This is a genomic window from Leisingera methylohalidivorans DSM 14336, from assembly GCF_000511355.1.
Lineage (GTDB): Bacteria > Pseudomonadota > Alphaproteobacteria > Rhodobacterales > Rhodobacteraceae > Leisingera > Leisingera methylohalidivorans.
The window spans coordinates 1,995,917-2,014,567 of the sequence record NC_023135.1 but is presented as its reverse complement, the minus strand read 5'-3'; the positions used below and the strand labels follow the sequence as shown (position 1 = coordinate 2,014,567).

General features: G+C 62.1%; 20 protein-coding genes and 1 other RNA gene. 11 read left to right on the top strand and 10 right to left on the bottom strand.

What is annotated here, in order from left to right:
- Positions 1 to 22: 22 nt before the first annotated feature.
- From METH_RS09975 to fumC, 3 genes are read right to left on the bottom strand one after another with little or no spacing between them, the layout of a single operon-like run.
- On the bottom strand, positions 23 to 241 hold the full coding sequence (locus METH_RS09975; RefSeq protein WP_024090340.1) for a ribbon-helix-helix domain-containing protein: 219 nt from the start codon (positions 239 to 241) through the stop codon (positions 23 to 25).
- The gene (locus METH_RS09970; protein ID WP_024090339.1) at positions 238 to 414 is read right to left on the bottom strand and encodes a DUF4169 family protein; all 177 of its coding nucleotides are present in this window, start codon (positions 412 to 414) and stop codon (positions 238 to 240) included. The genes METH_RS09975 and METH_RS09970 overlap by 4 nt, the downstream gene beginning before the upstream one ends.
- The gene (gene fumC, locus METH_RS09965) at positions 414 to 1,808 is read right to left on the bottom strand and encodes a class II fumarate hydratase (RefSeq protein ID WP_024090338.1); all 1,395 of its coding nucleotides are present in this window, start codon (positions 1,806 to 1,808) and stop codon (positions 414 to 416) included. Before fumC ends, METH_RS09970 begins: the two co-directional genes overlap by 1 nt.
- A 224-nt stretch (positions 1,809 to 2,032) precedes the next feature.
- Between fumC and METH_RS09960 the strand changes: the two genes are divergently transcribed.
- Positions 2,033 to 2,593 (top strand): hypothetical protein, encoded by a 561-nt coding sequence (locus METH_RS09960; RefSeq protein ID WP_024090337.1) that lies wholly within the window; start codon positions 2,033 to 2,035, stop codon positions 2,591 to 2,593.
- Between the two features lie 87 nt (positions 2,594 to 2,680).
- Here the strand turns inward: METH_RS09960 and METH_RS09955 are convergent, their stop codons facing one another.
- The 6 genes from METH_RS09955 to METH_RS09935 form a co-directional block, all read right to left on the bottom strand.
- A complete protein-coding gene (locus tag METH_RS09955; protein WP_024090336.1) occupies positions 2,681 to 3,154 on the bottom strand; it encodes an SspB family protein in 474 nt (157 codons plus the stop codon).
- Between the two features lie 117 nt (positions 3,155 to 3,271).
- Positions 3,272 to 4,543 carry a chromate efflux transporter gene (chrA, locus tag METH_RS09950; RefSeq protein WP_024090335.1) on the bottom strand — a complete coding sequence of 424 codons (1,272 nt, stop codon included), beginning with the start codon at positions 4,541 to 4,543 and terminating at the stop codon, positions 3,272 to 3,274.
- A complete protein-coding gene (locus tag METH_RS09945) occupies positions 4,540 to 5,355 on the bottom strand; it encodes a chromate resistance protein ChrB domain-containing protein (RefSeq protein ID WP_024090334.1) in 816 nt (271 codons plus the stop codon). Before METH_RS09945 ends, chrA begins: the two co-directional genes overlap by 4 nt.
- Positions 5,356 to 5,495: 140 nt before the next feature.
- Positions 5,496 to 5,921, bottom strand: a complete 426-nt coding sequence (locus tag METH_RS09940) for a nuclear transport factor 2 family protein (RefSeq protein WP_024090333.1) — start codon at positions 5,919 to 5,921, stop codon at positions 5,496 to 5,498.
- A 305-nt stretch (positions 5,922 to 6,226) separates the two neighbouring features.
- Positions 6,227 to 6,579: a transfer-messenger RNA gene (gene ssrA, locus METH_RS23105) on the bottom strand.
- 296 nt (positions 6,580 to 6,875) lie between these two features.
- Entirely contained in the window at positions 6,876 to 7,604 is a 729-nt protein-coding gene (locus METH_RS09935; RefSeq protein WP_024090332.1) for a FadR/GntR family transcriptional regulator, read from the bottom strand.
- A 189-nt stretch (positions 7,605 to 7,793) separates the two neighbouring features.
- Between METH_RS09935 and METH_RS23905 the strand changes: the two genes are divergently transcribed.
- The 5 genes from METH_RS23905 to METH_RS09910 all read left to right on the top strand — a co-directional run bounded on the left by METH_RS23905 (position 7,794) and on the right by METH_RS09910 (position 12,370).
- A complete protein-coding gene (locus tag METH_RS23905; protein WP_024090331.1) occupies positions 7,794 to 7,943 on the top strand; it encodes a hypothetical protein in 150 nt (49 codons plus the stop codon).
- Entirely contained in the window at positions 7,919 to 8,101 is a 183-nt protein-coding gene (locus METH_RS23900) for a hypothetical protein (protein ID WP_156927475.1), read from the top strand. The genes METH_RS23905 and METH_RS23900 overlap by 25 nt, the downstream gene beginning before the upstream one ends.
- A gap of 195 nt (positions 8,102 to 8,296) precedes the next feature.
- Positions 8,297 to 9,391, top strand: a complete 1,095-nt coding sequence (locus METH_RS09920) for a dimethylsulfoniopropionate demethylase (RefSeq protein WP_024090329.1) — start codon at positions 8,297 to 8,299, stop codon at positions 9,389 to 9,391.
- A gap of 93 nt (positions 9,392 to 9,484) precedes the next feature.
- Positions 9,485 to 10,477 carry an acryloyl-CoA reductase gene (acuI, locus tag METH_RS09915; RefSeq protein WP_024090328.1) on the top strand — a complete coding sequence of 331 codons (993 nt, stop codon included), beginning with the start codon at positions 9,485 to 9,487 and terminating at the stop codon, positions 10,475 to 10,477.
- A gap of 297 nt (positions 10,478 to 10,774) precedes the next feature.
- Positions 10,775 to 12,370 carry a BCCT family transporter gene (locus METH_RS09910; protein WP_024090327.1) on the top strand — a complete coding sequence of 532 codons (1,596 nt, stop codon included), beginning with the start codon at positions 10,775 to 10,777 and terminating at the stop codon, positions 12,368 to 12,370.
- 59 nt (positions 12,371 to 12,429) lie between these two features.
- On the opposite strand, the gene METH_RS09905 is transcribed toward METH_RS09910, so the two are convergent.
- Positions 12,430 to 12,810 carry a VOC family protein gene (locus tag METH_RS09905; RefSeq protein ID WP_024090326.1) on the bottom strand — a complete coding sequence of 127 codons (381 nt, stop codon included), beginning with the start codon at positions 12,808 to 12,810 and terminating at the stop codon, positions 12,430 to 12,432.
- Between the two features lie 243 nt (positions 12,811 to 13,053).
- Here METH_RS09905 and METH_RS09900 point away from each other — a divergent pair, with 243 nt between their 5' ends.
- The 5 genes from METH_RS09900 to METH_RS09880 all read left to right on the top strand — a co-directional run bounded on the left by METH_RS09900 (position 13,054) and on the right by METH_RS09880 (position 18,640).
- Entirely contained in the window at positions 13,054 to 14,289 is a 1,236-nt protein-coding gene (locus tag METH_RS09900; RefSeq protein WP_024090325.1) for an aminotransferase class V-fold PLP-dependent enzyme, read from the top strand.
- 17 nt (positions 14,290 to 14,306) lie between these two features.
- Positions 14,307 to 15,731, top strand: a complete 1,425-nt coding sequence (locus METH_RS09895) for a cryptochrome/photolyase family protein (protein ID WP_024090324.1) — start codon at positions 14,307 to 14,309, stop codon at positions 15,729 to 15,731.
- Positions 15,732 to 15,809: 78 nt separating this feature from the next.
- On the top strand, positions 15,810 to 17,015 hold the full coding sequence (locus tag METH_RS09890; RefSeq protein ID WP_024090323.1) for an SAM-dependent methyltransferase: 1,206 nt from the start codon (positions 15,810 to 15,812) through the stop codon (positions 17,013 to 17,015).
- Positions 17,016 to 17,045: 30 nt separating this feature from the next.
- Entirely contained in the window at positions 17,046 to 17,486 is a 441-nt protein-coding gene (locus METH_RS09885; RefSeq protein ID WP_024090322.1) for a TrgA family protein, read from the top strand.
- Between the two features lie 29 nt (positions 17,487 to 17,515).
- Entirely contained in the window at positions 17,516 to 18,640 is a 1,125-nt protein-coding gene (locus METH_RS09880) for an NUDIX domain-containing protein (protein WP_024090321.1), read from the top strand.
- Positions 18,641 to 18,651 lie beyond the last annotated feature (11 nt).

The following is an 18,651-nucleotide window of genomic DNA, read 5'->3' as shown; positions in this document are numbered from 1 at the left end:
CCTTCAGCTTGCCAGTGCGTGGTTAACGCGCCCTTAGCCGCCGCAGCACAAACAGGCGGATTGCGGATGCCAGCCCGCAGTCCTCGCCTCGGATTTCATCAATCTCCGCCGCCAAGTCGTTGATTGCTCGTTGGTCTTCCGAGGCGATCTCGCGGAAAGCATCCCAGAATTCATCCTCCAGCGACACCGAGGTGCGGTGCCCGCGTAAGGTCAGGGAATGCTTCTTGGGGCGGGAATTCATTCGTCGCGCTTGTGCTCGTCCAGGCGTTTGATCTCTTGGGCATTGCGTGCCTTGTCCAGATCTTTTTCCGCCTTGCTCCGTCCGAAGGCAGCAGCGTTCTGGTCAGCGCGGGCCTTTTCTCCGGCCCGCGCCTTTTCTTTCCGGTACCGGTTCAGATTGACCGGCTTACCCATCAGTCCTTGGGCCCGATCATCTGCTCCGGCCGCACAACCGCGTCAAAGGTGGCTGCATCCACAAACCCGAGCGCAATCGCTTCTTCCTTCAGCGTGGTGCCGTTCTTGTGTGCGGTCTTGGCGACCTTGGTGGCGTTGTCGTAACCGATGGTCGGCGCCAAAGCCGTCACCAGCATCAGCGACTCCTTCATCAGCTTGTCGATGCGCGGCTCATTGGCCTGAATCCCGTTCAGCATCCGCTCGGTAAAGCTGTCCGCCGCATCGCCCAGCAGCTGGATCGACTGCAGCAGGTTGTAGGACATCATCGGGTTGTAGACGTTCAGCTCGAAGTGGCCCTGCGAGCCTGCAAACTTGATCGCCGCGTCATTGCCCATCACATGCGCTGCCACCTGGGTCAGCGCCTCAGCCTGGGTCGGGTTCACCTTGCCCGGCATGATCGAGGAGCCAGGTTCGTTCTCCGGCAGGATCAGCTCGCCCAGGCCGGAGCGCGGGCCGGAGCCGAGGAAGCGGATGTCATTGGCGATCTTGTAGCAGCTGCCCGCGATGGTTGCGAGCGCTCCGGACAGGAACACCATGGCGTCATGGGCGGCCAGTGCTTCGAACTTGTTGGGGGCGGTGACAAAGGGCAGGCCGGTAATCTCTGCCATGTTGGCGGCAACTTTCTCGCCCCAGCCTTTCTGGGTGTTCAGCCCGGTGCCAACCGCGGTACCGCCCTGCGCCAGTTCATAGATGCCGGGCATCGCCGCTTCGACCCGCGCCAGACCCTGACGGATCTGATGCGCATAACCGCCAAATTCCTGGCCCAGTGTCAGCGGGGTGGCGTCCTGGGTATGGGTGCGGCCGATTTTGATGATGTCCTTGAACGCCTCGGCTTTGGCCTCCAGCCCCTCGGCCAGTTTGGTCAGGCCGGGCACCAGCACGTCGCGCACGCTCATCGCAGTGGCGATATGCATGGCGGTGGGGAATGTGTCGTTCGAGGACTGGCCCATGTTGCAGTGATCGTTCGGGTGCACCGGGTCCTTGGAACCGATGACGCCGCCCAGGATCTCGATCGCGCGGTTGGCGATCACCTCGTTGGAGTTCATGTTGGACTGGGTGCCGGACCCGGTCTGCCAGACCACCAGCGGGAAGTTGTCGTCGAACTTGCCGGCAACCACTTCGCTGGCGGCCTGGATCACGGCATCACCGATCCTTGCATCCAGCTTGCCCGACTCCTTGTTGGCCATGGCGCAGGCCTGCTTGATCACCCCCAGCGCGCGCACAATGGCGACAGGCTGCTTTTCCCAGCCGATCGGAAAGTTCATGATTGAACGCTGGGTCTGGGCACCCCAATACTTGTCTGCGGGGACCTCAAGCGGGCCAAAGCTGTCGGTTTCGGTGCGGGTTTCGGACATCCGTCTTCTCTCCGTTGAGTATGCGATTGTATGCCGTGTAGCCTGCGCGGTGCCGCGGCGCAATTGGCCAGTTGCGCGCAGCATAGCCAAAAGGCAGGTGAGGTATAGTGTCGATTTGGGGCAATCCAGTCCACGCCATTGCCTCAATCCATGCTATAGTCACAGTGAGCGGGATGGGGCGGGAGACGGTTGATTTGTTATCCGGAAAGGAAGAGACCGTGCCAATGCGTCTGTGTGCTGTTCTGTCATTGAAATCCCTGGCTGTGCCTGCTTTGGCAGTTTGCGTGCTGCTGTGCGCGGCCGTGCAGGGGATTGCCGCCAGTATTGCGCAGTTTGCGGGCGAATATGCAGGCAGCGTCGACGTCGTCAAAGCGGATGGCGACACTGATCCCCGGGATATGAGCGTCTCCATCAATGAGATGAAGAAAGGGTTCATCATCGAATGGACCTCGACCACCGAAAAGGATGACGGCCGCAGAAAGACCAAGACCTATCAAATCGAATTTCAGCAAAGCGGACGCGAAGGTGTCTACTCTGCGGCGATGACACGCAATGTGTTCGGTCATGCGGTGCCGCTGAACCCGATGGAGGGCGAACCCTTCGTCTGGGGGCGCCTGACCGGCGATACGCTGACAGTCTTTTCGCTGTTTATTCACCCGAACGGCGACTACGAAATGCAGCAGTATGACAGGACCCTGGCCGATGGCGGGCTGGATCTGGTTTACATTTCACGGTTGAACGGCGAACCGCGCCGGAGGCTGAAAACCTTCCTGGCCAGGCAATAGGCCAGGAACAAGCGGGACAAGAATAAACAGGACATGAAAACGGCAGCCGGCCGGGCTGCCTGTTACTGCGTCAAGAGGCAGTGCCGCCTATTTGCGGAAGCTGTCCAGTGACACGACATCCGCGTCTTTCTTGTCGTTCTCATGCTCCTCAGCGTCGTTCGGTTCCTCAGCCGGATCCATCACCGCGGAGTAGCCTTCCGGCTCTTCATCGGCGGACTCGAACCGCAGTCCGAATTCCACCGACGGGTCCACAAATGTGCGGATTGCGTCATAGGGGATATAGAGCGGTTCCGGGGAGTCACCGAAGTTCAGAGTGACCGCAAAGCCGTCCTCATCCACGGTCAGATTGTCGAACCAATGCTGCATGACCACGGTCATCTCACCGGGATACCGATCGGATAGCCAATCGGCCAGTTCCACATCCGGGTGGGCCGTATCGAAGGTGATGAAAAAGTGGTGGTTACCGGGCAAGCCGTTGTCAGAGATATCCTGCAGCACGGTCCGGATCAGGCCGCGCATGGCAGAGTGCATCAGGTTGCCATAGTCGATTTCACGGGACATGCAGTCACCCTTTGTTCATTTGTTCCCAGCATAGGAGATTCTGGCGGAAACAAAAGGGCAGCCTTTTCACGGACCGAAAATTTCTTGCGGCTGACGGCACTTTGCGGGGATCGGCAGTCAGCTGATTGCAAACGGGAATTCCGCAATGGCCAGACCGGCTGCTGCCATCACCGCCAGCAGCAGCAGCATATTACCGCGCACCGCCCAGGCGGCAAGCGGCGCCAGCAGAACCAGCAGAACCGCTGTGCTGTTTATGCTGCTCCAGACCGGAACAGGCATGTGCAGAATACCGGCCTCAATCACCTGCGTTCCGGCAAAGGTCACATGCATCATGAACCACACGGACAGGTTCAGAATGACACCCGCCACCGTGGCCGTTACCGCCTTCAGCGCCATGCCAAGCCGGGGATGCGCGGCGATACGCTCCACATAAGGCGCCGCGGCAAAGATCCACAGAAAACATGGCATGAAGGTCGCCCAAAGCGCCACCGCGCCTGCAGCCAGGAACAGCCCGGACCCGCCCTTCGTCAATCCGGACAGCATGGCGACAAACTGGGTGACCAGGATCAGCGGGCCAGGGGTTGTTTCGGCCAGGCCCAAGGCATCGATCATCTGCCCGGCGGTGATCCAGCCGAATTGGCTGACCACGGTCTGGCTGATATAGGCCAGCACCGCATAGGCGCCGCCAAAGGTCACCACGGCCAGTTTGGAAAAGAACCAGCCGATGTCCGCCAGAAAACCTGCTCCGGACAGCGACAGGGCAATCAGCGGCAGCAGCCACAACCCTCCCCAAACTGCAATTGTGCGCAGGGTGCTGCCATTGCGGGCAGGCGCGCTGTGTGCGGGATCACCGGTGCTGCCGTCTTTGCGCAGCAGGCCAATGCAGGCGGCGGCCAGCACCACCAGCGGAAACGGCAGGTTGAACAGGAACAGCGCGGCAAAGCCGAACCCCGCCAGCGCCCAGTCCAGCGGATGGTTCAGGGCCTTGCCCGCCAGCCGCCGCAGCGCTTGCAGGATAATGACAACCACCGCCGCCTTGACCCCCAGAAATGCGGATTGCACCGCGGGCAGGGTGCCGTATTGCGCATAGAGCCAGACCAGCGCCGCAATCACCGCTGCACCCGGCAGCACAAACAGCAGCCCCGCCAGCAGCCCGCCGGCGGTGCCGCGCATCCGCCAGCCGGTATAGGTCGCCAGCTGCATCGCCTCCGGCCCCGGCAGCAGCATGCAAAAGGAAAGGCCGCGCAGGAAGCTGTCCTCGCTCAGCCAGGGGCGGTCTTCAACCAGCTCCTTGTGCATCACTGAAATCTGCGCCGCGGGGCCGCCAAAGCTCAGCACCCCGATGCGCCCGAAGACACGGAACATCTCCGTCCAGCTGGGAGGGCTCATGCCGTCCGGTCCGCGGGCCAGTCGTGGCCTTCGCCCTGACCGTCACGGGCCCAGCGGTATAGCGCATCATATAGGGTCATGCCTGCCTCGAGCTGCTGATGGTCATCCTTGAACTGGCGCGACAGCCCGACCGAGAGGGCCAGCAGCCCCGCTGCCTCGGGCGCCAGATCGTGCCGGTTGGTGTCGGCGCCTCTTACAACCAGGGACAGCCTGTCCAGCGCCGGTGTCCTCAGGCCGAATTCATCCAGCATGGTGTCAAAAGTGCAAAGCGGCCCGCGGTGCGACCAAAACACGTCCTCGACATCAAACGGCGTGGCGCCAAAGCGGTCAGCAACGCCGGCAACCTCGGATGGCGAGACATACAGAATACGCGCCTTGGGATCCGCAAAGCGGCGGATCAGCCAGGGGCAGGCGATGCGGTCGATCTTGGGGCGGTGCCGGGTCACCCACAGAGTGCTGCCGCCCACCGGGGCGGGCAGGGCGCTGGCCGGGATCCGCGGCGCATTTTCCAGGGTTCGCCAAGCAAACATGCCGCCCTGCAGGTATTCCGCCTCAATCCCGTCATTGCGCAGCCAGGCGGCCATGCCTTGCGACAGTTTGATGCCCTTCTGGCAAATCACCACGCAACGCCGCCCGTCGAGGCGGGCCTTGAGGCCATCTATATCCCGATGGGGATGGCGGAAGGAACCGGGGATCAGAAAAGGATCCGCGGCAAAGTCCTCGTCAATGCAGATATCCACCAGCACCGGCGCATTGGGCGTGCCGATCAGACGCAAGAGCTGGGCGGGGGTGATTTCATTCGGGGCAGCCATGGGCATGTCTCCTCGCGAGCAAGGTTAACATGCGAACCTTGGGCTTGTCGCCTCACGGGGCGTTCGCGGTTGTCCCCATACTTCTTAGAAACCGCATTTGCGGCAGCCTTGTCAAGGTTGCACGGGGCGGCCAATGCGCGTCACTTCAACCGTTCGCCTGTCATGCAGACCGCAAGGGCCTCGGGCGGCAGCTGTCCCAGTTTCTCAAACATCTGGAAGTAGTCCATATTGGAGTGCAGTTCGGCGATCCTGCCCTCCTCCACCCGGGCCATCAGCTGACCGGTGATCTGAAAGGGCGTGCCATCGCTTGGCTTGCAGGTGCGAACCAAAAGCCGGACGGAAACCCAGTCTGCGGTTTCCATTGCGTGGGTAAAAGTGAAAGTCATCGGCCCCAGCAGGTTGCGCAGCGCCGCGACAACTTCGCCATAGTCGCATTCTGGTTCTGCCAGGGCAGAGATCGCGCCGGAAATCAACGTGTCTGGGGTCATCACCTCGGCAACGGCGTCCATATTCCCTTTGCGCCACACCTCTTCGAACCAGTAGTGCAGCAGCCGGGTCAAAGGCATGTGAGCCGGGCTTGCGGGGTCAAAAGGGGCTGCCATGGCCGGGGTGCTATCCGCTGCATACTGCTTTAGACCGTGAGCAGGCGCTGTCCGGCGCGGGGACACAGGGGCAGATTCGGGTTTGCTGATAGATTTGGACATCTTAATCCTGAGTGCGTTCTTCTCCCGGCAGATTGCGGCAGGCACGGGCAGGCCGCAGACCGGCGTTGGTTCAAGCATCGGTGATATCGCTGCCGCCAGCAGAGTTGAACCGCCAATACGGAAATTCCGGCAGGTTGACGTGACAGCAACTTAGTCTCAGGGCGGAAAGTGCAGGTTTCTGTTGCCAGGTACCTGCGAACCCCGCCTTACACTGCTAGGCGCAAGGACTTAGTTTCGGCGACTCGAACTGCTTACGCAGCCAGAGCCATTGCCGGAGCACGATTGTCATTTGCAATTGTACTGTTTGGGCCGGTACGGTGGCACCCCGCCGAGACAAAGCTAACCCCTTTAGACGTCCGTCGATCCTGTTTCGACCCCATGATCCCCAAATGAAGGATGTTTGGTGGAGTCGCCGGGTACCGCCCCCGGGTCCGATCCGCTTATTACGAGCGCGTTTATGTCCATAGTTCCACAAGGGAACAGTGGCTATATAGTCTGCTTCTTTCGGGTTGCAAAGGGGGGAACCGGAATTCTGCGAGGATTCCGGTCAGTTTTCCGGCGCTGAAAACGGGTCTTCTGCTGCCGGCCGGGCCGCTGAAAGCCCTCGCAGGACTTTAGCCGTTTTCCGCGCCGGGAAACGGCGGTGCCACGCCAGCCCTAGGTTCGTGGTATTGTACAAGAAAACAATCACTTGCCCGTGGTTTTGCGCCGCTTGGAAGGCACAGGTATCGTGCAGCCGGATGCCAGGTGAAAATGCCGAACGGGGTTTGACCATGGCCCGGCTGTCCCGGTTCACGGTTAGCAAGTGCAGCGTCTCTATTTATGCGCCCGGGCCGCAAAGACATCGGACGCCAGCTTGCGCGTTTCGTTCTCCAGGTCCTGCAGGCCCGCGGTGGCAGCGCCGCCGTTGCCTGCTTCAATGGCATCGGCAATGCGGGTGTGAAGGCCGGTGATCACCTCGCGGTCGCGGGCGGTGAAGGTGATCATGTTCATCAAGGGCTGCATTGCCTCAACCGCGCCGGCCAGCTGGTAGGACAGCACCGGATTGCCGGCCCCGTCCACCAGCGCCCGGTGAAACGCCACATCGGAGGCGCAAAACGCCACATCGGTCAGCCCCGGCTGGCCCTGGCGGAAGATCTCTGTCCGCATGGTGGCCAGGTGATCGGCGCTGCGCCGCGCTGCCGACAGCGGCGCACAGGCACGCTCCAGCGCGTAACGCGCCTCGCAAGCGGTATCAAAACTTACCGCGTTCATGCTCAGCAGCAGGGTCGAGGTGGTGATCTGCTGCGAATAGGCGTCCTCAAAGCTCAGGCGGTTCACAAACGCCCCGCCGGAGGCGCCGCGCTGGGTGCGGATCAAGGATTGCGCGGCCAATCGCTTCAATGCTTCGCGCACGGTGGAACGGGAGACCTGAAACTGCTCCGACAGCTCGCTTTCGGACGGCAGCCGCTCATCCACGATCAGCGCCCCCGAGATGATGGCATCCTTGATCGACTGCGCGATCTGAACCGAAAGATCGGCGGAACTGTTGGGGTCAATCTTCATGCTCGGGCCCTGACGCAGCACTACGCCGGAGGTGCCCCGGCAAAAAATCATTTGTCCGACATTTAAAAGTCTGACATTTAAAATGCAAGGTGTGAGTCGGGAGAATGCAATGATCGGATCATCCATGCGCAACGTTCTGCGGCTTGGGTTCATTACCGCCATTCCGGCGTCCGGTGGAGGGTTTGTTCCATGAACGCCGGCATGGGGCTGGAACTGACCGGCCGTCCCGGTCCGATGGCCGGGGCCATGCGCAATGTAGATCCGCGCAGGGGCATGGACATGCCGATGGCGGCTTTTGGCCCGGTCCTTGCCGGGTGTGCGATCACGATGGCGCGATGATGCTGGCGGCTATGGTGCCAACCCTGCACAGCTATAAGGATCTGAGCGCCCGCATCAGCGGTTCCCGCGGCGGCCGTCTGATCCTGAAGCCACTGGGAGGGACATTTGCCGCCGGGGAGATCGCGGTGATCGCCTACCCAGTCAGTGCCGGAGGATAACAAATTGGAAACCTGCCAGCATCCCAAGGCCACGTCCGCCGTTCGGGCGGTCGCGAACGAGCTGTTCCTGAACTGCTCTTCAGACGTGCTCAGCCCCTGCGTCGCCTCGCTTGGCGCGCAACCGGCGGCGGGCGGCCTGGACCGGCACTGCCGTTGGCAGATTGAAATGTGTAACGCTCATACGGAGAATTGAGCATGGCGAATATCTTTCCGTCCCGCCGCATCCGGCGCACGCCCTTTTCCAAAGGGGTCGAGGCCGCAGGCGTCAAGGGGTATACTGTCTACAACCACATGCTGCTGGCGACAGTGTTTGAAAGTCTTGAATACGACTGCGCGCACCTCAAGGAGCATGTGCAGGTCTGGGATGTGTCCTGCGAACGGCAGGTCAGCATCAAAGGGCCGGACGCGCTGCGGCTGCTGAAACTGATCAGCCCGCGCGACATGGACCGGATGGCGGACGATCAGTGCTATTATGTGCCGACGGTGGATCATAACGGCGGTATGCTGAATGATCCGGTGGCGGTAAAGCTGGCGGCGGACCACTACTGGCTGTCGCTGGCCGATGGCGACCTGCTGCAGTTCGCACTGGGCATCGCCATTGCCAGGGGATTTGACGTCGAGATTGTGGAACCCGACGTCTCGCCGCTGGCTGTCCAAGGCCCCAGGGCTGATGATCTGATGGCGCGGGTGTTTGGCGATGCGGTGCGCGAGATCCGCTTCTTCCGCTACAAGCGTCTTGCGTTCCAGGGTGTCGAACTGGTGGTGGCGCGCTCAGGCTGGTCCAAACAGGGCGGCTTTGAGATTTATGTAGAAGGGGCGGATCTGGGCATGCCGCTGTGGGATGCATTGTTCGAGGCCGGAGAGGACATGCACGTGCGGGCGGGCTGCCCGAATACCATCGAACGCATCGAAAGCGGGCTGCTGAGTTACGGCAACGACATGACCCGCGAGAACACCCCATATGAATGCGGGCTGGGCAAGTTCTGCAATTCGCCCGAAGACTACATCGGCAAGGCCGCACTGGCGGAACAGGCTGCAAATGGTCCCGCCCGGCAAATCCGCCCGCTGGTGATCAGCGGAGAGATCCCGCCCTGCCTGGACGCTTGGCCGCTTTTTGCAGATGGCCGCCAAGTCGGGCAGGTGGGATCGGCCATCTTCTCCCCCGAATTCGGGGTGAATGCAGCGATTGGAATGGTGGACCAAAGCCATTGGGCGCCGGGAACGGTGATGGAGGTCGACACCGGGGCAGGGATTCTGCCTGCAACGGTGCAAGACAGGTTCTGGCGCTAAGAAAGGGGGGCGCTGACCCCGCCCCGGCAAGCCACGGCCTGCCGGGGGTATTTTTAGCAAGAGGAAAAACACCTCTGGGAAAGGGAATGTGAAATGTTCAATGCATTGGTCGTAAACAAGGATGAGGACAGCGGCAAAACCTCTGCTGCGGTCCAGCAGCTGAGCCTGGAAGATTTGCCTGAGGGCGAGGTGACCGTCGCGGTCGATTATTCCACCGTGAACTATAAGGACGGCCTGTGCATCGGTCCCGGCGGCGGGCTGGTGCGCAAGTACCCGCATGTGCCTGGGATAGATTTTGCCGGCACGGTCGAAACGTCCTCCGACGAGCGTTACAAACCTGGCGACAAGGTGGTGCTGACCGGCTGGCGGGTGGGCGAGGCGCATTGGGGCGGCTATTCGCAAAAGGCCAACGTGCGCGCCGACTGGCTGGTGCCATTGCCCGAGGGGCTGGATACCCGCCAGGCGATGGCGGTGGGAACCGCAGGCTTCACTGCGATGCTGGCGGTGATGGCGCTGGAGGACCACGGGCTGGAACCTGGCCATGGCCCGGTGCTGGTGACAGGTGCCGCGGGCGGTGTCGGCTCGGTGGCCACTGCAATCCTTGCCAGCCTGGGCTACGAGGTTGCAGGCGTGACCGGCCGGCCGGAAACTGAGGACTATTTGAAATCTCTGGGCGCTGCGCAGATCGTCGCGCGCGAAGAGATCAACGAGACCACCAAACGGCCGCTGGAAAGCGAAAGCTGGGCGGGCTGCGTCGATGCGGTCGGGGGCGCCATGCTGGCCCGCGTGCTTGGGCAGATGAAATACGGTGCCTCGGTCTCTGCTGTCGGCCTGGCGGGCGGGGCCGGGTTGCCCGCCACCGTCATCCCCTTCCTGCTGCGCGGGGTGAACCTCTTGGGCATCGATTCAGTCATGCAGCCTTACGGCAACCGTCTGCGGGCCTGGCAGCGCATCGCCAAGGATCTGCCGATGGACAAGCTGGAAGCGATGGTCCAGCCCGCCGTGCTGAGCGATCTGCCGCAGCTGGGCGCAGATATCCTCAAGGGCCAGGTCAAGGGCCGGGTTGTGGTTGATGTGAACGGCTGACGCCAGTTTCCGAAGCAGTCTGGAAGGGGGGCGGCCGCGACCGGCCCCTTTTTTTGGGTGCGCCGTTGTGTTCCTCCGCCGCAGCGGAGCCGCCCGCCGTGCCGCCGCATCCGGCATCCGGACGGCTCGGTCTCAGTAAAGCGGCATTCGGGCCGGAAAATGCGCAGAAGCCCGGGGTGCGGCTGTCAATGAAGCTGCAAAAATGCTGTTTTTCCTTACCCCGGGGCCTTTCATACAGACCCGTCCAGTGGCATTCCGGCCGCAAATAAATCCACTGTCTATTCGGGGAAACATGTCATGACGACTGAAACCAACGAATCCGAGGCCGACTATGAGATCGGCCAGGATAACATCCAGGTCATGGGCCTGGATGTTCACAACCCAGTCTTCGCCATTTCCGCCTTGACCATCGTCGCCTTCGTGATCCTCTCCCTGGTGTTCAAGGACCAGGCAGCGGCGTTCTTTGGCTGGCTGCGCCCGGCGCTGACCAGCAAGTTCGACTGGGTCTTCATGATCTCGACGAACATCTTTGTGCTGTTCTCGCTGTTCCTGGTGGTATCGCCCTATGGCAAGATCCGGCTGGGCGGCGACGATGCGCGGCCGGACTTTTCCTATGCCGGCTGGTTTGCGATGCTGTTTGCAGCCGGTATGGGTATTGGCCTGGTGTTCTGGGGGGTGGCTGAGCCGATCTCGCATTACGGCGCCGCAATGGGCGGCATTGCTGCCGGCGAGGATGGGCTGCGCACCGACTGGGCGCCGCTGGGGGCCGCTGCAGGCGATGAGGCCGGCGCGCGGAAGCTGGCGATGGCCGCAACCATTTTCCACTGGGGCCTGCACCCCTGGGCGGTTTATGCGGTCGTCGCGCTGGCGCTGGCCTTCTTTTCCTTCAACCGCGGCTTGCCGCTGACCATGCGCTCGGTGTTTTACCCGCTGTTCGGCAATGCGACCTGGGGCGTGCTGGGCCATATCATCGACGTGCTGGCGGTCTTTGCCACCATCTTCGGGCTTGCAACCTCTCTGGGCCTGGGGGCAACCCAGGCGCTGGCGGGCTTGAACTATCTGTTCGGTGTGCCCGTCACCGACAGCATGAAGGTGCTCCTGATCGCCGCCATCACCCTGTTTGCGCTGATCTCGGTTGTTGCGGGACTGGAAAAGGGCGTTAAACGCCTCTCTGAGGCGAATATGATCCTGGCTGCAGCCCTTTTGCTGCTGGTTCTGATCGTCGGCCCGACCGTGGCGATCCTCACCGGCTTCTTTACCAGCCTGGTGGAATACGCTGTGCATCTGCCGCAGCTGTCCAATTGGGTGGGCCGCGAAGACACCAGCTTCCTGCAGGGCTGGACCACCTTCTATTGGGCTTGGTGGATCTCCTGGTCGCCGTTTGTCGGCATGTTCATTGCCCGCATCTCGCGCGGCCGCACGGTGCGCGAGTTCGTCATATGCGTGCTGCTGATCCCGACTGTTGTCGGCGCCCTGTGGATGAGCGTCTTTGGCGGCGCCGCGCTGGATCTGGTGGCAGGCGAGACCGGCCAGGCGCTGCAGGACGCAGCGCTGGAACTGAAGATGTTCAAGCTGTTCGAGACCTACCCGCTGACCGGTATCCTGTCCTTTGTCGGCATCATTCTGGTGGTGGTCTTCTTCGTCACGTCCTCGGACTCCGGCTCGCTGGTGATCGACACCATCACAGCAGGCGGCAAGACAGATGCGCCGACCGCACAGCGCGTGTTCTGGTGCATTCTGGAGGGCGCGATTGCCATCGTGCTGCTTCTCGGCGGCGGTCTGGGTGCGCTGCAAGCGGCGGCGATTGCCACCGGCTTTCCCTTTGCCATCGTTCTGGTGCTGATGTGTGTTTCAGTGCTGATGGGCCTGGCCCGGGAAAAGCGCGGCAACTAAGGCGGCCCAGCAGCCAGACGTCAAAAAAGGCCCCGGGAAACCCCGGGGCCTTTTGCCTGTCATGCGTTGTACTTGAAGAAGCCAAGCGAGTTGCCATCCGGATCGGTGGCATAAAAGAACCGTCCAGGCGGGATCTCTATAGTTTCCGAAACCACCTTTCCGCCGCCGTCCGTGACCCGCTCCATCACGTCTTCCAAAGCGCCCGCAGCCGTCAGGTGCAGCGTCGGGCCGCGGCCGTCGCCTGCCGGTTTGCCGGGATAAAGGTGCAGGGCAACGCCTGTTTCCTGATCCGCGGGCTTGAACATTGCAATCGGGTTCGGGCCGCTGGTGTCGATGCTCAATGCTGCACCGGTCACCTTGGAATAAAACGTCACTGCTGCGTCCAGATCGCTGACGGGCAGCTCGCCCCAGACCAGGAAATCCTTGGGGGTATAGGCCATATCAAATCCTCCGTGTTTGCCTGGGGACAGCATGACAGGCGCTCCTGTCAGTTTCTGGCATCAGCGTCCGGTTCGGGGCGTCCGCTGCAATCAGGGTTCACACCCGGCGTGTTATTCGGAAATTCCAGCTTGCAGGGCGGCATGGGTTCCCTCAATCCTTGTGCCGGAGCGCAGCCTTGCCGGGACATCTGCCAAGAACCGAAATCACCTGACAGGCGCGCGATTTGAGGAGAGGGAAAAACAATGACCGCATTGGATATCGATTTTGTCCGGGCACAGTTCCCGGCCTTTGCCGAACCCGGGCTTCAGGACCAGGCGTTTTTTGAAAACGCGGGCGGCTCCTACACGTGCCGTCAGGTGATCGACAGGCTGACCCGGTTCTATACCCAGCGCAAGGTGCAGCCCTATGCCCCTTACGAGGCCTCCCGCCTGGGCGGCGCCGAGATGGACGAGGCCCGCTCCCGCTTGGCCGCGCTGATGGGGGTGGCAACTGAGGAGCTGAGCTTTGGCCCCTCAACCACCCAGAACACTTATGTGCTGGCTCAGGCCTTCCGCGGGTTCATGAGACCCGGTGAAGCCATCATTGTCACCAACCAGGATCACGAGGCCAACACCGGCCCCTGGCGCCGTCTGGCGGAGGAGGGGATCGAGATCCGCGAATGGCAGATCGACCCGCAGACCGGCCATCTGGACATAGCGCAACTGGAAACCCTGCTGGACGAAAACGTCCGTCTGGTCTGCTTCCCGCATTGTTCCAACGTGGTGGGCGAGATCAACCCGGTCGCCGAGATCTCGGCCATGGCTCATGCCGCGGGTGCCTTTGTCTGCGTCGACGGCGTCTCTTATGCGCCGCACGGGCTGCCGAATGTGGATCACCTGGGCGCCGATATCTACCTGTTCTCCGCCTACAAGACCTATGGGCCCCATCAGGGCATCATGGTGATCCGCAAGGCGCTGGGCGCGCTGCTGCCGAACCAGGCGCATTACTTCAACGCGGACACGCTTTATAAGCGGTTCACCCCGGCAGGCCCCGACCACGCCCAGGTGGCGGCCTCGGCCGGCATGGCGGATTATTTCGAAGCATTGGCGGCCCATCACGGCCACTTAGGCAGCGCTGCCGAAACCGGCGCCTTTGTCCACGACCTGATGCGCGCGCATGAGGCAACGCTGCTGCAGCCGCTGCTGGATGCGGTAAAGGACCGCAACGATGTCCGCCTGCTGGGCCCCTCAACCGCAGAAACCCGCGCGCCTACTGTTGCCATAGCCTTGAACCGTCCGGCGGAACCGGTTGCCGCGGCATTGTCGGAATATGGCATCATGGCAGGCGGCGGCGATTTCTACGCTGTGCGCGCTCTTTCCGCCATGGGCGTTGATCCAAGCGAAGGCGTGCTGCGTATGAGCTTTACCCATTACACGTCCGAGGCAGAAGTGGCCAAGCTGATCGAGGCTCTGGACCGGGTGCTGAGGTCAAACACATAAGAGGAAGGAAGCAGTTTATGAGCACCCGTCCCCTGGCGATCTGGTGGATCAGGCGGGACCTTCGCCTGTCCGACAATCCGGCTCTGACAGCCGCCTTGGCCGGGGACGGCGCTGTCCTGCCCGTCTACATCCTCGACGAACAGGACGCGGGGCTGGGCGCTGCGCCCAAGTTCCGCCTTGGACTGGGGCTGGAGCATTTCGTTAGGGAACTGGCCAAGGCCGGTTCCCGCCTGATCCTGCGCAGAGGCAAGGCGCTGGATGTGCTGCAACAGCTGGCCGGCGGCACCGGGGCAGGGGCTGTCCACTGGTCCCGCCTGTATGATCCGCAGGCCATTGCCCGCGACACGGATATCAAACAGCAGCTCACGGCGCAGGGGATCAAGGTCCACTCCCACGGCGGGCGGTTGCTGTTCGAGCCCTGGACGGTCGAGACCAAGGCCGGCGGTATGTACAAGGTCTACACCCCGTTCTGGAAGGCGGTGCGGGGCCGCAGCGCCGGCAGCTTGCTGCGGGCACCCGCCACGCTGACAGCACCGGAAGACTGGCCTGTCAGCGAAGACCTCTCCGCCTGGAACATGGGCGCCGCCATGCGCCGCGGCGCGGATATCGTGGCCCGCTACTGCCGCGTCGGCGAAGCAGCCGCGTTAAACCGCCTGGACGAATTTCTTGCGGGCTCTGTGGACGCCTACAAGGAGCGCCGTGACTATCCGGGCGAGGATGCCACCTCCGGCCTTTCGGAAAATCTCGCCTGGGGGGAAATCAGCCCGCACCGCATGTGGCACCTGGGCCGTGCGGCGATGGAGCGCGGCAGCCAGGGCGCCGAACATTTCCTGAAGGAGATCGCCTGGCGTGAATTCGCTTATCATCTGATGTATCACTCGCCCCATATTCTGACGGCCAGCTGGCGCGACGAATGGCAAGCCTTCCCCTGGTCGCAGCGGATTACCCCGCAGGTACAGGCCTGGCAGCGCGGGCAGACAGGGTACGGTTTCATAGACGCAGCCATGCGGGAGCTGTATGTGACCGGCAAGATGCACAACCGTGCCCGTATGATCGCAGCAAGTTTCCTCACCAAACATCTGATGACGCATTGGAAGATCGGCATGGACTGGTTTGCGGACACGCTGGTCGACTGGGATCCGGCTTCAAACGCCATGGGCTGGCAATGGGTGGCTGGCTCCGGCCCCGATGCCTCACCGTTTTTCCGCGTCTTCAACCCCAGCGGCCAGTTGGAAAAGTTCGACCCTTCAGGCGCTTACACCGACCGCTGGATAGCCGAAGGCCAGGCCGCTCCTCCGCAATCCGCTTTGGATTTTTTCGATGCGGCTCCCTTGTCCTGGGACCTGTCGCCAGCCAGCCCCCGCGTGAAGCCGGTGATCAGCCTGAAAGAGGGCCGCGACCGCGCGCTCACCGCCTATCAGGGGGCGCGTGAAGACCGGTGACGCATAGTTCTCTTGCCCGAAGGCCCCCTGTGGCCTAGCTTTTTCCCTAGCCAGTCCGTGACTCACAGGGGGAAGCGAATGAAGCACACGTCCGTTGAGGGCCAGGAGAATCTGCCGCGCTACTTTGCTGCGGTGTTCGCCAAGGTTAAGGCCATGGAAGTCGGGCAGCTGGATATCCACCTGCCGGACGGGCGCATATTTTCCGCAAACGGGCGCAATCCCGGTCCCGCTGCCGACTTGCACATCCGCAATCCCGACTGTTTTGCCCGGCTGATCCGCGAAGGCGATCTTGGGTTCGCCGACGCTTACCTGGAAGGCTGGTGGAGCACATCGGACCTGCAGGCCTTCATGGATCTGGTGCATATGGGCGCCAATACCGTCTATGACGGCTTTCCCGGCCAGGGCCTGGCGCGCGCCTATGAACGCTTCCGCTTCTGGCTGCACCGCAATCACCGCAAGCAGGCGCAAAAGAACATCTCCTATCACTACGACCTGGGCAATGACTTCTACGGCCTGTGGCTGGATGACACGATGACCTATTCCAGCGCTCTGTTCTGCAGCGGCCAGGACAGCCTTGAGGCGGCGCAGACCGCAAAATACGCCTCGATGGTGGATCAGATGGGGGTGCAGCCCGGCGACCATGTGCTGGAGATCGGCTGCGGCTGGGGCGGTTTTGCCGAATATGCTGCCGGTCAGCGGGGGCTGAAAGTCACGGGCCTGACGATCAGTAAAGAGCAGCTGAACTTTGCCCGGCAACGCCTGGAAAAGGCAGGACTTTCCGATCATGTCGATTTCCGCCTGCAAGACTATCGCGATTGCCGCGGCACCTTTGACGGCATCGCTTCGATCGAGATGTTCGAGGCGGTGGGTCAGAAATACTGGCCCGCCTATTTCAGCACCATCCACGACCGGCTGAAACCCGGCGGCAAGGCCACACTGCAGATCATCACCGTCGCCGACAGGCGCTGGGAGATCTACCGCAAAGGCGTCGACTTCATCCAGAAACACATTTTCCCCGGCGGGATGCTGCCGTCACCGCAAGTCCTGCGCGGCCAGGTCGAACGGGCAGGGCTGGGGGTGGTGCGCTCGATTGAATTCGGCGACAGTTACGACCAGACCTTGCGGCGCTGGCACGACACGTTCAATGCCCGCTGGGATCAGATCGCGGGCCTGGGGTTTGATGACCGGTTCCGCAAAATGTGGAACTTTTACCTCACATCCTGCGCTGCGGCCTTTAAGGCTGGCAATTGCGACGTGACGCAGATTACAGTTGCTCATCGCTGATTGAACTGGCCGCACGGATTGTAACCAGACATGCCCACCGGAGCCCGACTGACCGCCGCCTTTTGCCTGGCTTTGGTGGCGTTTATTGTGTCCTTCCTGGTTATGCCGCAGTTGCCCGAAGGTACGGATTTCGGCTATTTCGTGCATGTGAATGTCGCGCTGGGGCTGCTGAGCGGCTGGATCTTCATGGGCAAACGCGCGGGCCGGGGCCTGGTGCCCGCCATCAACAATGGCCTGACCGGCATGGCGGTCATGGTGCTGTGGGCGCTGCTCATCCAAGGCGCGTGGGAGATGTTCCGCCTGGCCATGCGCCACCGCTATGGCGGCCCGTTTGAGGCGCTGTCGCAGATCTTTGTGATTGCATTGGATTATTTCTTTGTTATCGCTGTGCCAACCGTGCTGGTGCCATTGGCTGTGGGCGGGGTTCTGGCTGGACTCGCGGCCGAGAGCGCCTCCCGCCGCTGGCGCTGAAACTTCTTTTTAACAACAGGTTGTAATCCGTGGCTGATCTCTTTTTCTTTGGCACGCTGCGCCATATCCCTTTGCTTGAACTGGTGCTGGGCCGCAGCGGCGCGGCGCTGAAGGCGCAGGCTGCCAAACTGTCCGGCCATGGCGTCTATCAGGTTGCCGGCCAGCCGTTTCCGGCGATTGAGGCGCGCGACGGTGCAACGGCTGACGGCGTTCTGGTGCAGGATCTGTCGCCTGCCGATCTGGATGCGCTCAATTTTTACGAGGGCGGCTTTGGCTATGCGCTGAAACCGGTTTCCGTGCAACTGGAGGACGGCAGCACCGCCCCGGCGGAGGTTTACTTTCCTGAAACTGGCCTGTGGCAAACGGCTGAGCCCTGGGATCTGGCAGCTTGGGTGCGGAAATGGGGCGCGCTGTCCCTGCGTGCAGCCGAAGAGGTGATGTCCTATCACGGCCGGATGACCGCCGAAGAGGTGGCCCGCTGCTTCCCCTCGGTCCGCCGCCGTGCTGCCGCCTGGCTGGAGGCACAGGCCCGCCCCGGTGACGGGGTGCATGACCTTGCCAAGGACGTGATCGTCCACAGCCACAAGCGCGCCTATCTGAACTTCTTCGCAATGGAGGAGATGGAACTGCAATTCCGCCGCTTCGACGGCACTATGAGCCCGGTGATGGAGCGTTCCGCCGCGATGGCCGGGCATGCGGCGGTGCTGCTGCCCTACGATCCGCTGCGCGATCAGGTGCTGCTGGTGGAGCAATTCCGCGCACCGCCCTTCATCATGGGCGAAGCGCACCCCTGGATGTGGGAGCCGGTCGCGGGTGTGATCGACCCTGGCGAGTCGCCCGGGGAAACCGCGATCCGCGAAGCGCAGGAGGAGGCAGGCGTCACAGTCCAGCGGCTTGAACCGGTGGCGCAGGTCTATCCCTCCAGCGGCGCTCTGGCGGAATTCATCCATGTTTTCATTGGTATATCAGACCTTTCTGACATCAATGGCGGCGGCGGTGTCGCCGGTGAGGGCGAGGATATCCGCAGCCGGATCCTCAGTTATGACGAACTGATGCAGGGGGTGGATGCGCAGGTCTATCAGGACATGCCGCTGGTTACTGCTGCGCTGTGGCTGTCACGCCACCGTGAGCGGCTGCGGAACGCACCGTCCTGAACGCTTCGCGC

Bases quoted from the DNA above. Each gene is read 5' to 3' on its own strand.
- METH_RS09890 (WP_024090323.1), top strand. From the start codon at position 15,810: ATGAAGCACACGTCCGTTGAGGGCCAGGAGAATCTGCCGCGCTACTTT.
- METH_RS09905 (WP_024090326.1), bottom strand. From the start codon at position 12,810: ATGGCCTATACCCCCAAGGATTTCCTGGTCTGGGGCGAGCTGCCCGTC.
- chrA (WP_024090335.1), bottom strand. From the start codon at position 4,543: ATGAGCCCTCCCAGCTGGACGGAGATGTTCCGTGTCTTCGGGCGCATC.
- METH_RS09910 (WP_024090327.1), top strand. From the start codon at position 10,775: ATGACGACTGAAACCAACGAATCCGAGGCCGACTATGAGATCGGCCAG.
- METH_RS23905 (WP_024090331.1), top strand. From the start codon at position 7,794: ATGAACGCCGGCATGGGGCTGGAACTGACCGGCCGTCCCGGTCCGATG.
- METH_RS09900 (WP_024090325.1), top strand. From the start codon at position 13,054: ATGACCGCATTGGATATCGATTTTGTCCGGGCACAGTTCCCGGCCTTT.
- acuI (WP_024090328.1), top strand. From the start codon at position 9,485: ATGTTCAATGCATTGGTCGTAAACAAGGATGAGGACAGCGGCAAAACC.
- METH_RS09975 (WP_024090340.1), bottom strand. From the start codon at position 241: ATGAATTCCCGCCCCAAGAAGCATTCCCTGACCTTACGCGGGCACCGC.
- METH_RS09935 (WP_024090332.1), bottom strand. From the start codon at position 7,604: ATGAAGATTGACCCCAACAGTTCCGCCGATCTTTCGGTTCAGATCGCG.
- METH_RS09960 (WP_024090337.1), top strand. From the start codon at position 2,033: ATGCGTCTGTGTGCTGTTCTGTCATTGAAATCCCTGGCTGTGCCTGCT.
- METH_RS09970 (WP_024090339.1), bottom strand. From the start codon at position 414: ATGGGTAAGCCGGTCAATCTGAACCGGTACCGGAAAGAAAAGGCGCGG.
- METH_RS09940 (WP_024090333.1), bottom strand. From the start codon at position 5,921: ATGCCTTTGACCCGGCTGCTGCACTACTGGTTCGAAGAGGTGTGGCGC.
- fumC (WP_024090338.1), bottom strand. From the start codon at position 1,808: ATGTCCGAAACCCGCACCGAAACCGACAGCTTTGGCCCGCTTGAGGTC.
- METH_RS09920 (WP_024090329.1), top strand. From the start codon at position 8,297: ATGGCGAATATCTTTCCGTCCCGCCGCATCCGGCGCACGCCCTTTTCC.
- METH_RS09945 (WP_024090334.1), bottom strand. From the start codon at position 5,355: ATGGCTGCCCCGAATGAAATCACCCCCGCCCAGCTCTTGCGTCTGATC.
- METH_RS09955 (WP_024090336.1), bottom strand. From the start codon at position 3,154: ATGTCCCGTGAAATCGACTATGGCAACCTGATGCACTCTGCCATGCGC.
- METH_RS09895 (WP_024090324.1), top strand. From the start codon at position 14,307: ATGAGCACCCGTCCCCTGGCGATCTGGTGGATCAGGCGGGACCTTCGC.
- METH_RS09885 (WP_024090322.1), top strand. From the start codon at position 17,046: ATGCCCACCGGAGCCCGACTGACCGCCGCCTTTTGCCTGGCTTTGGTG.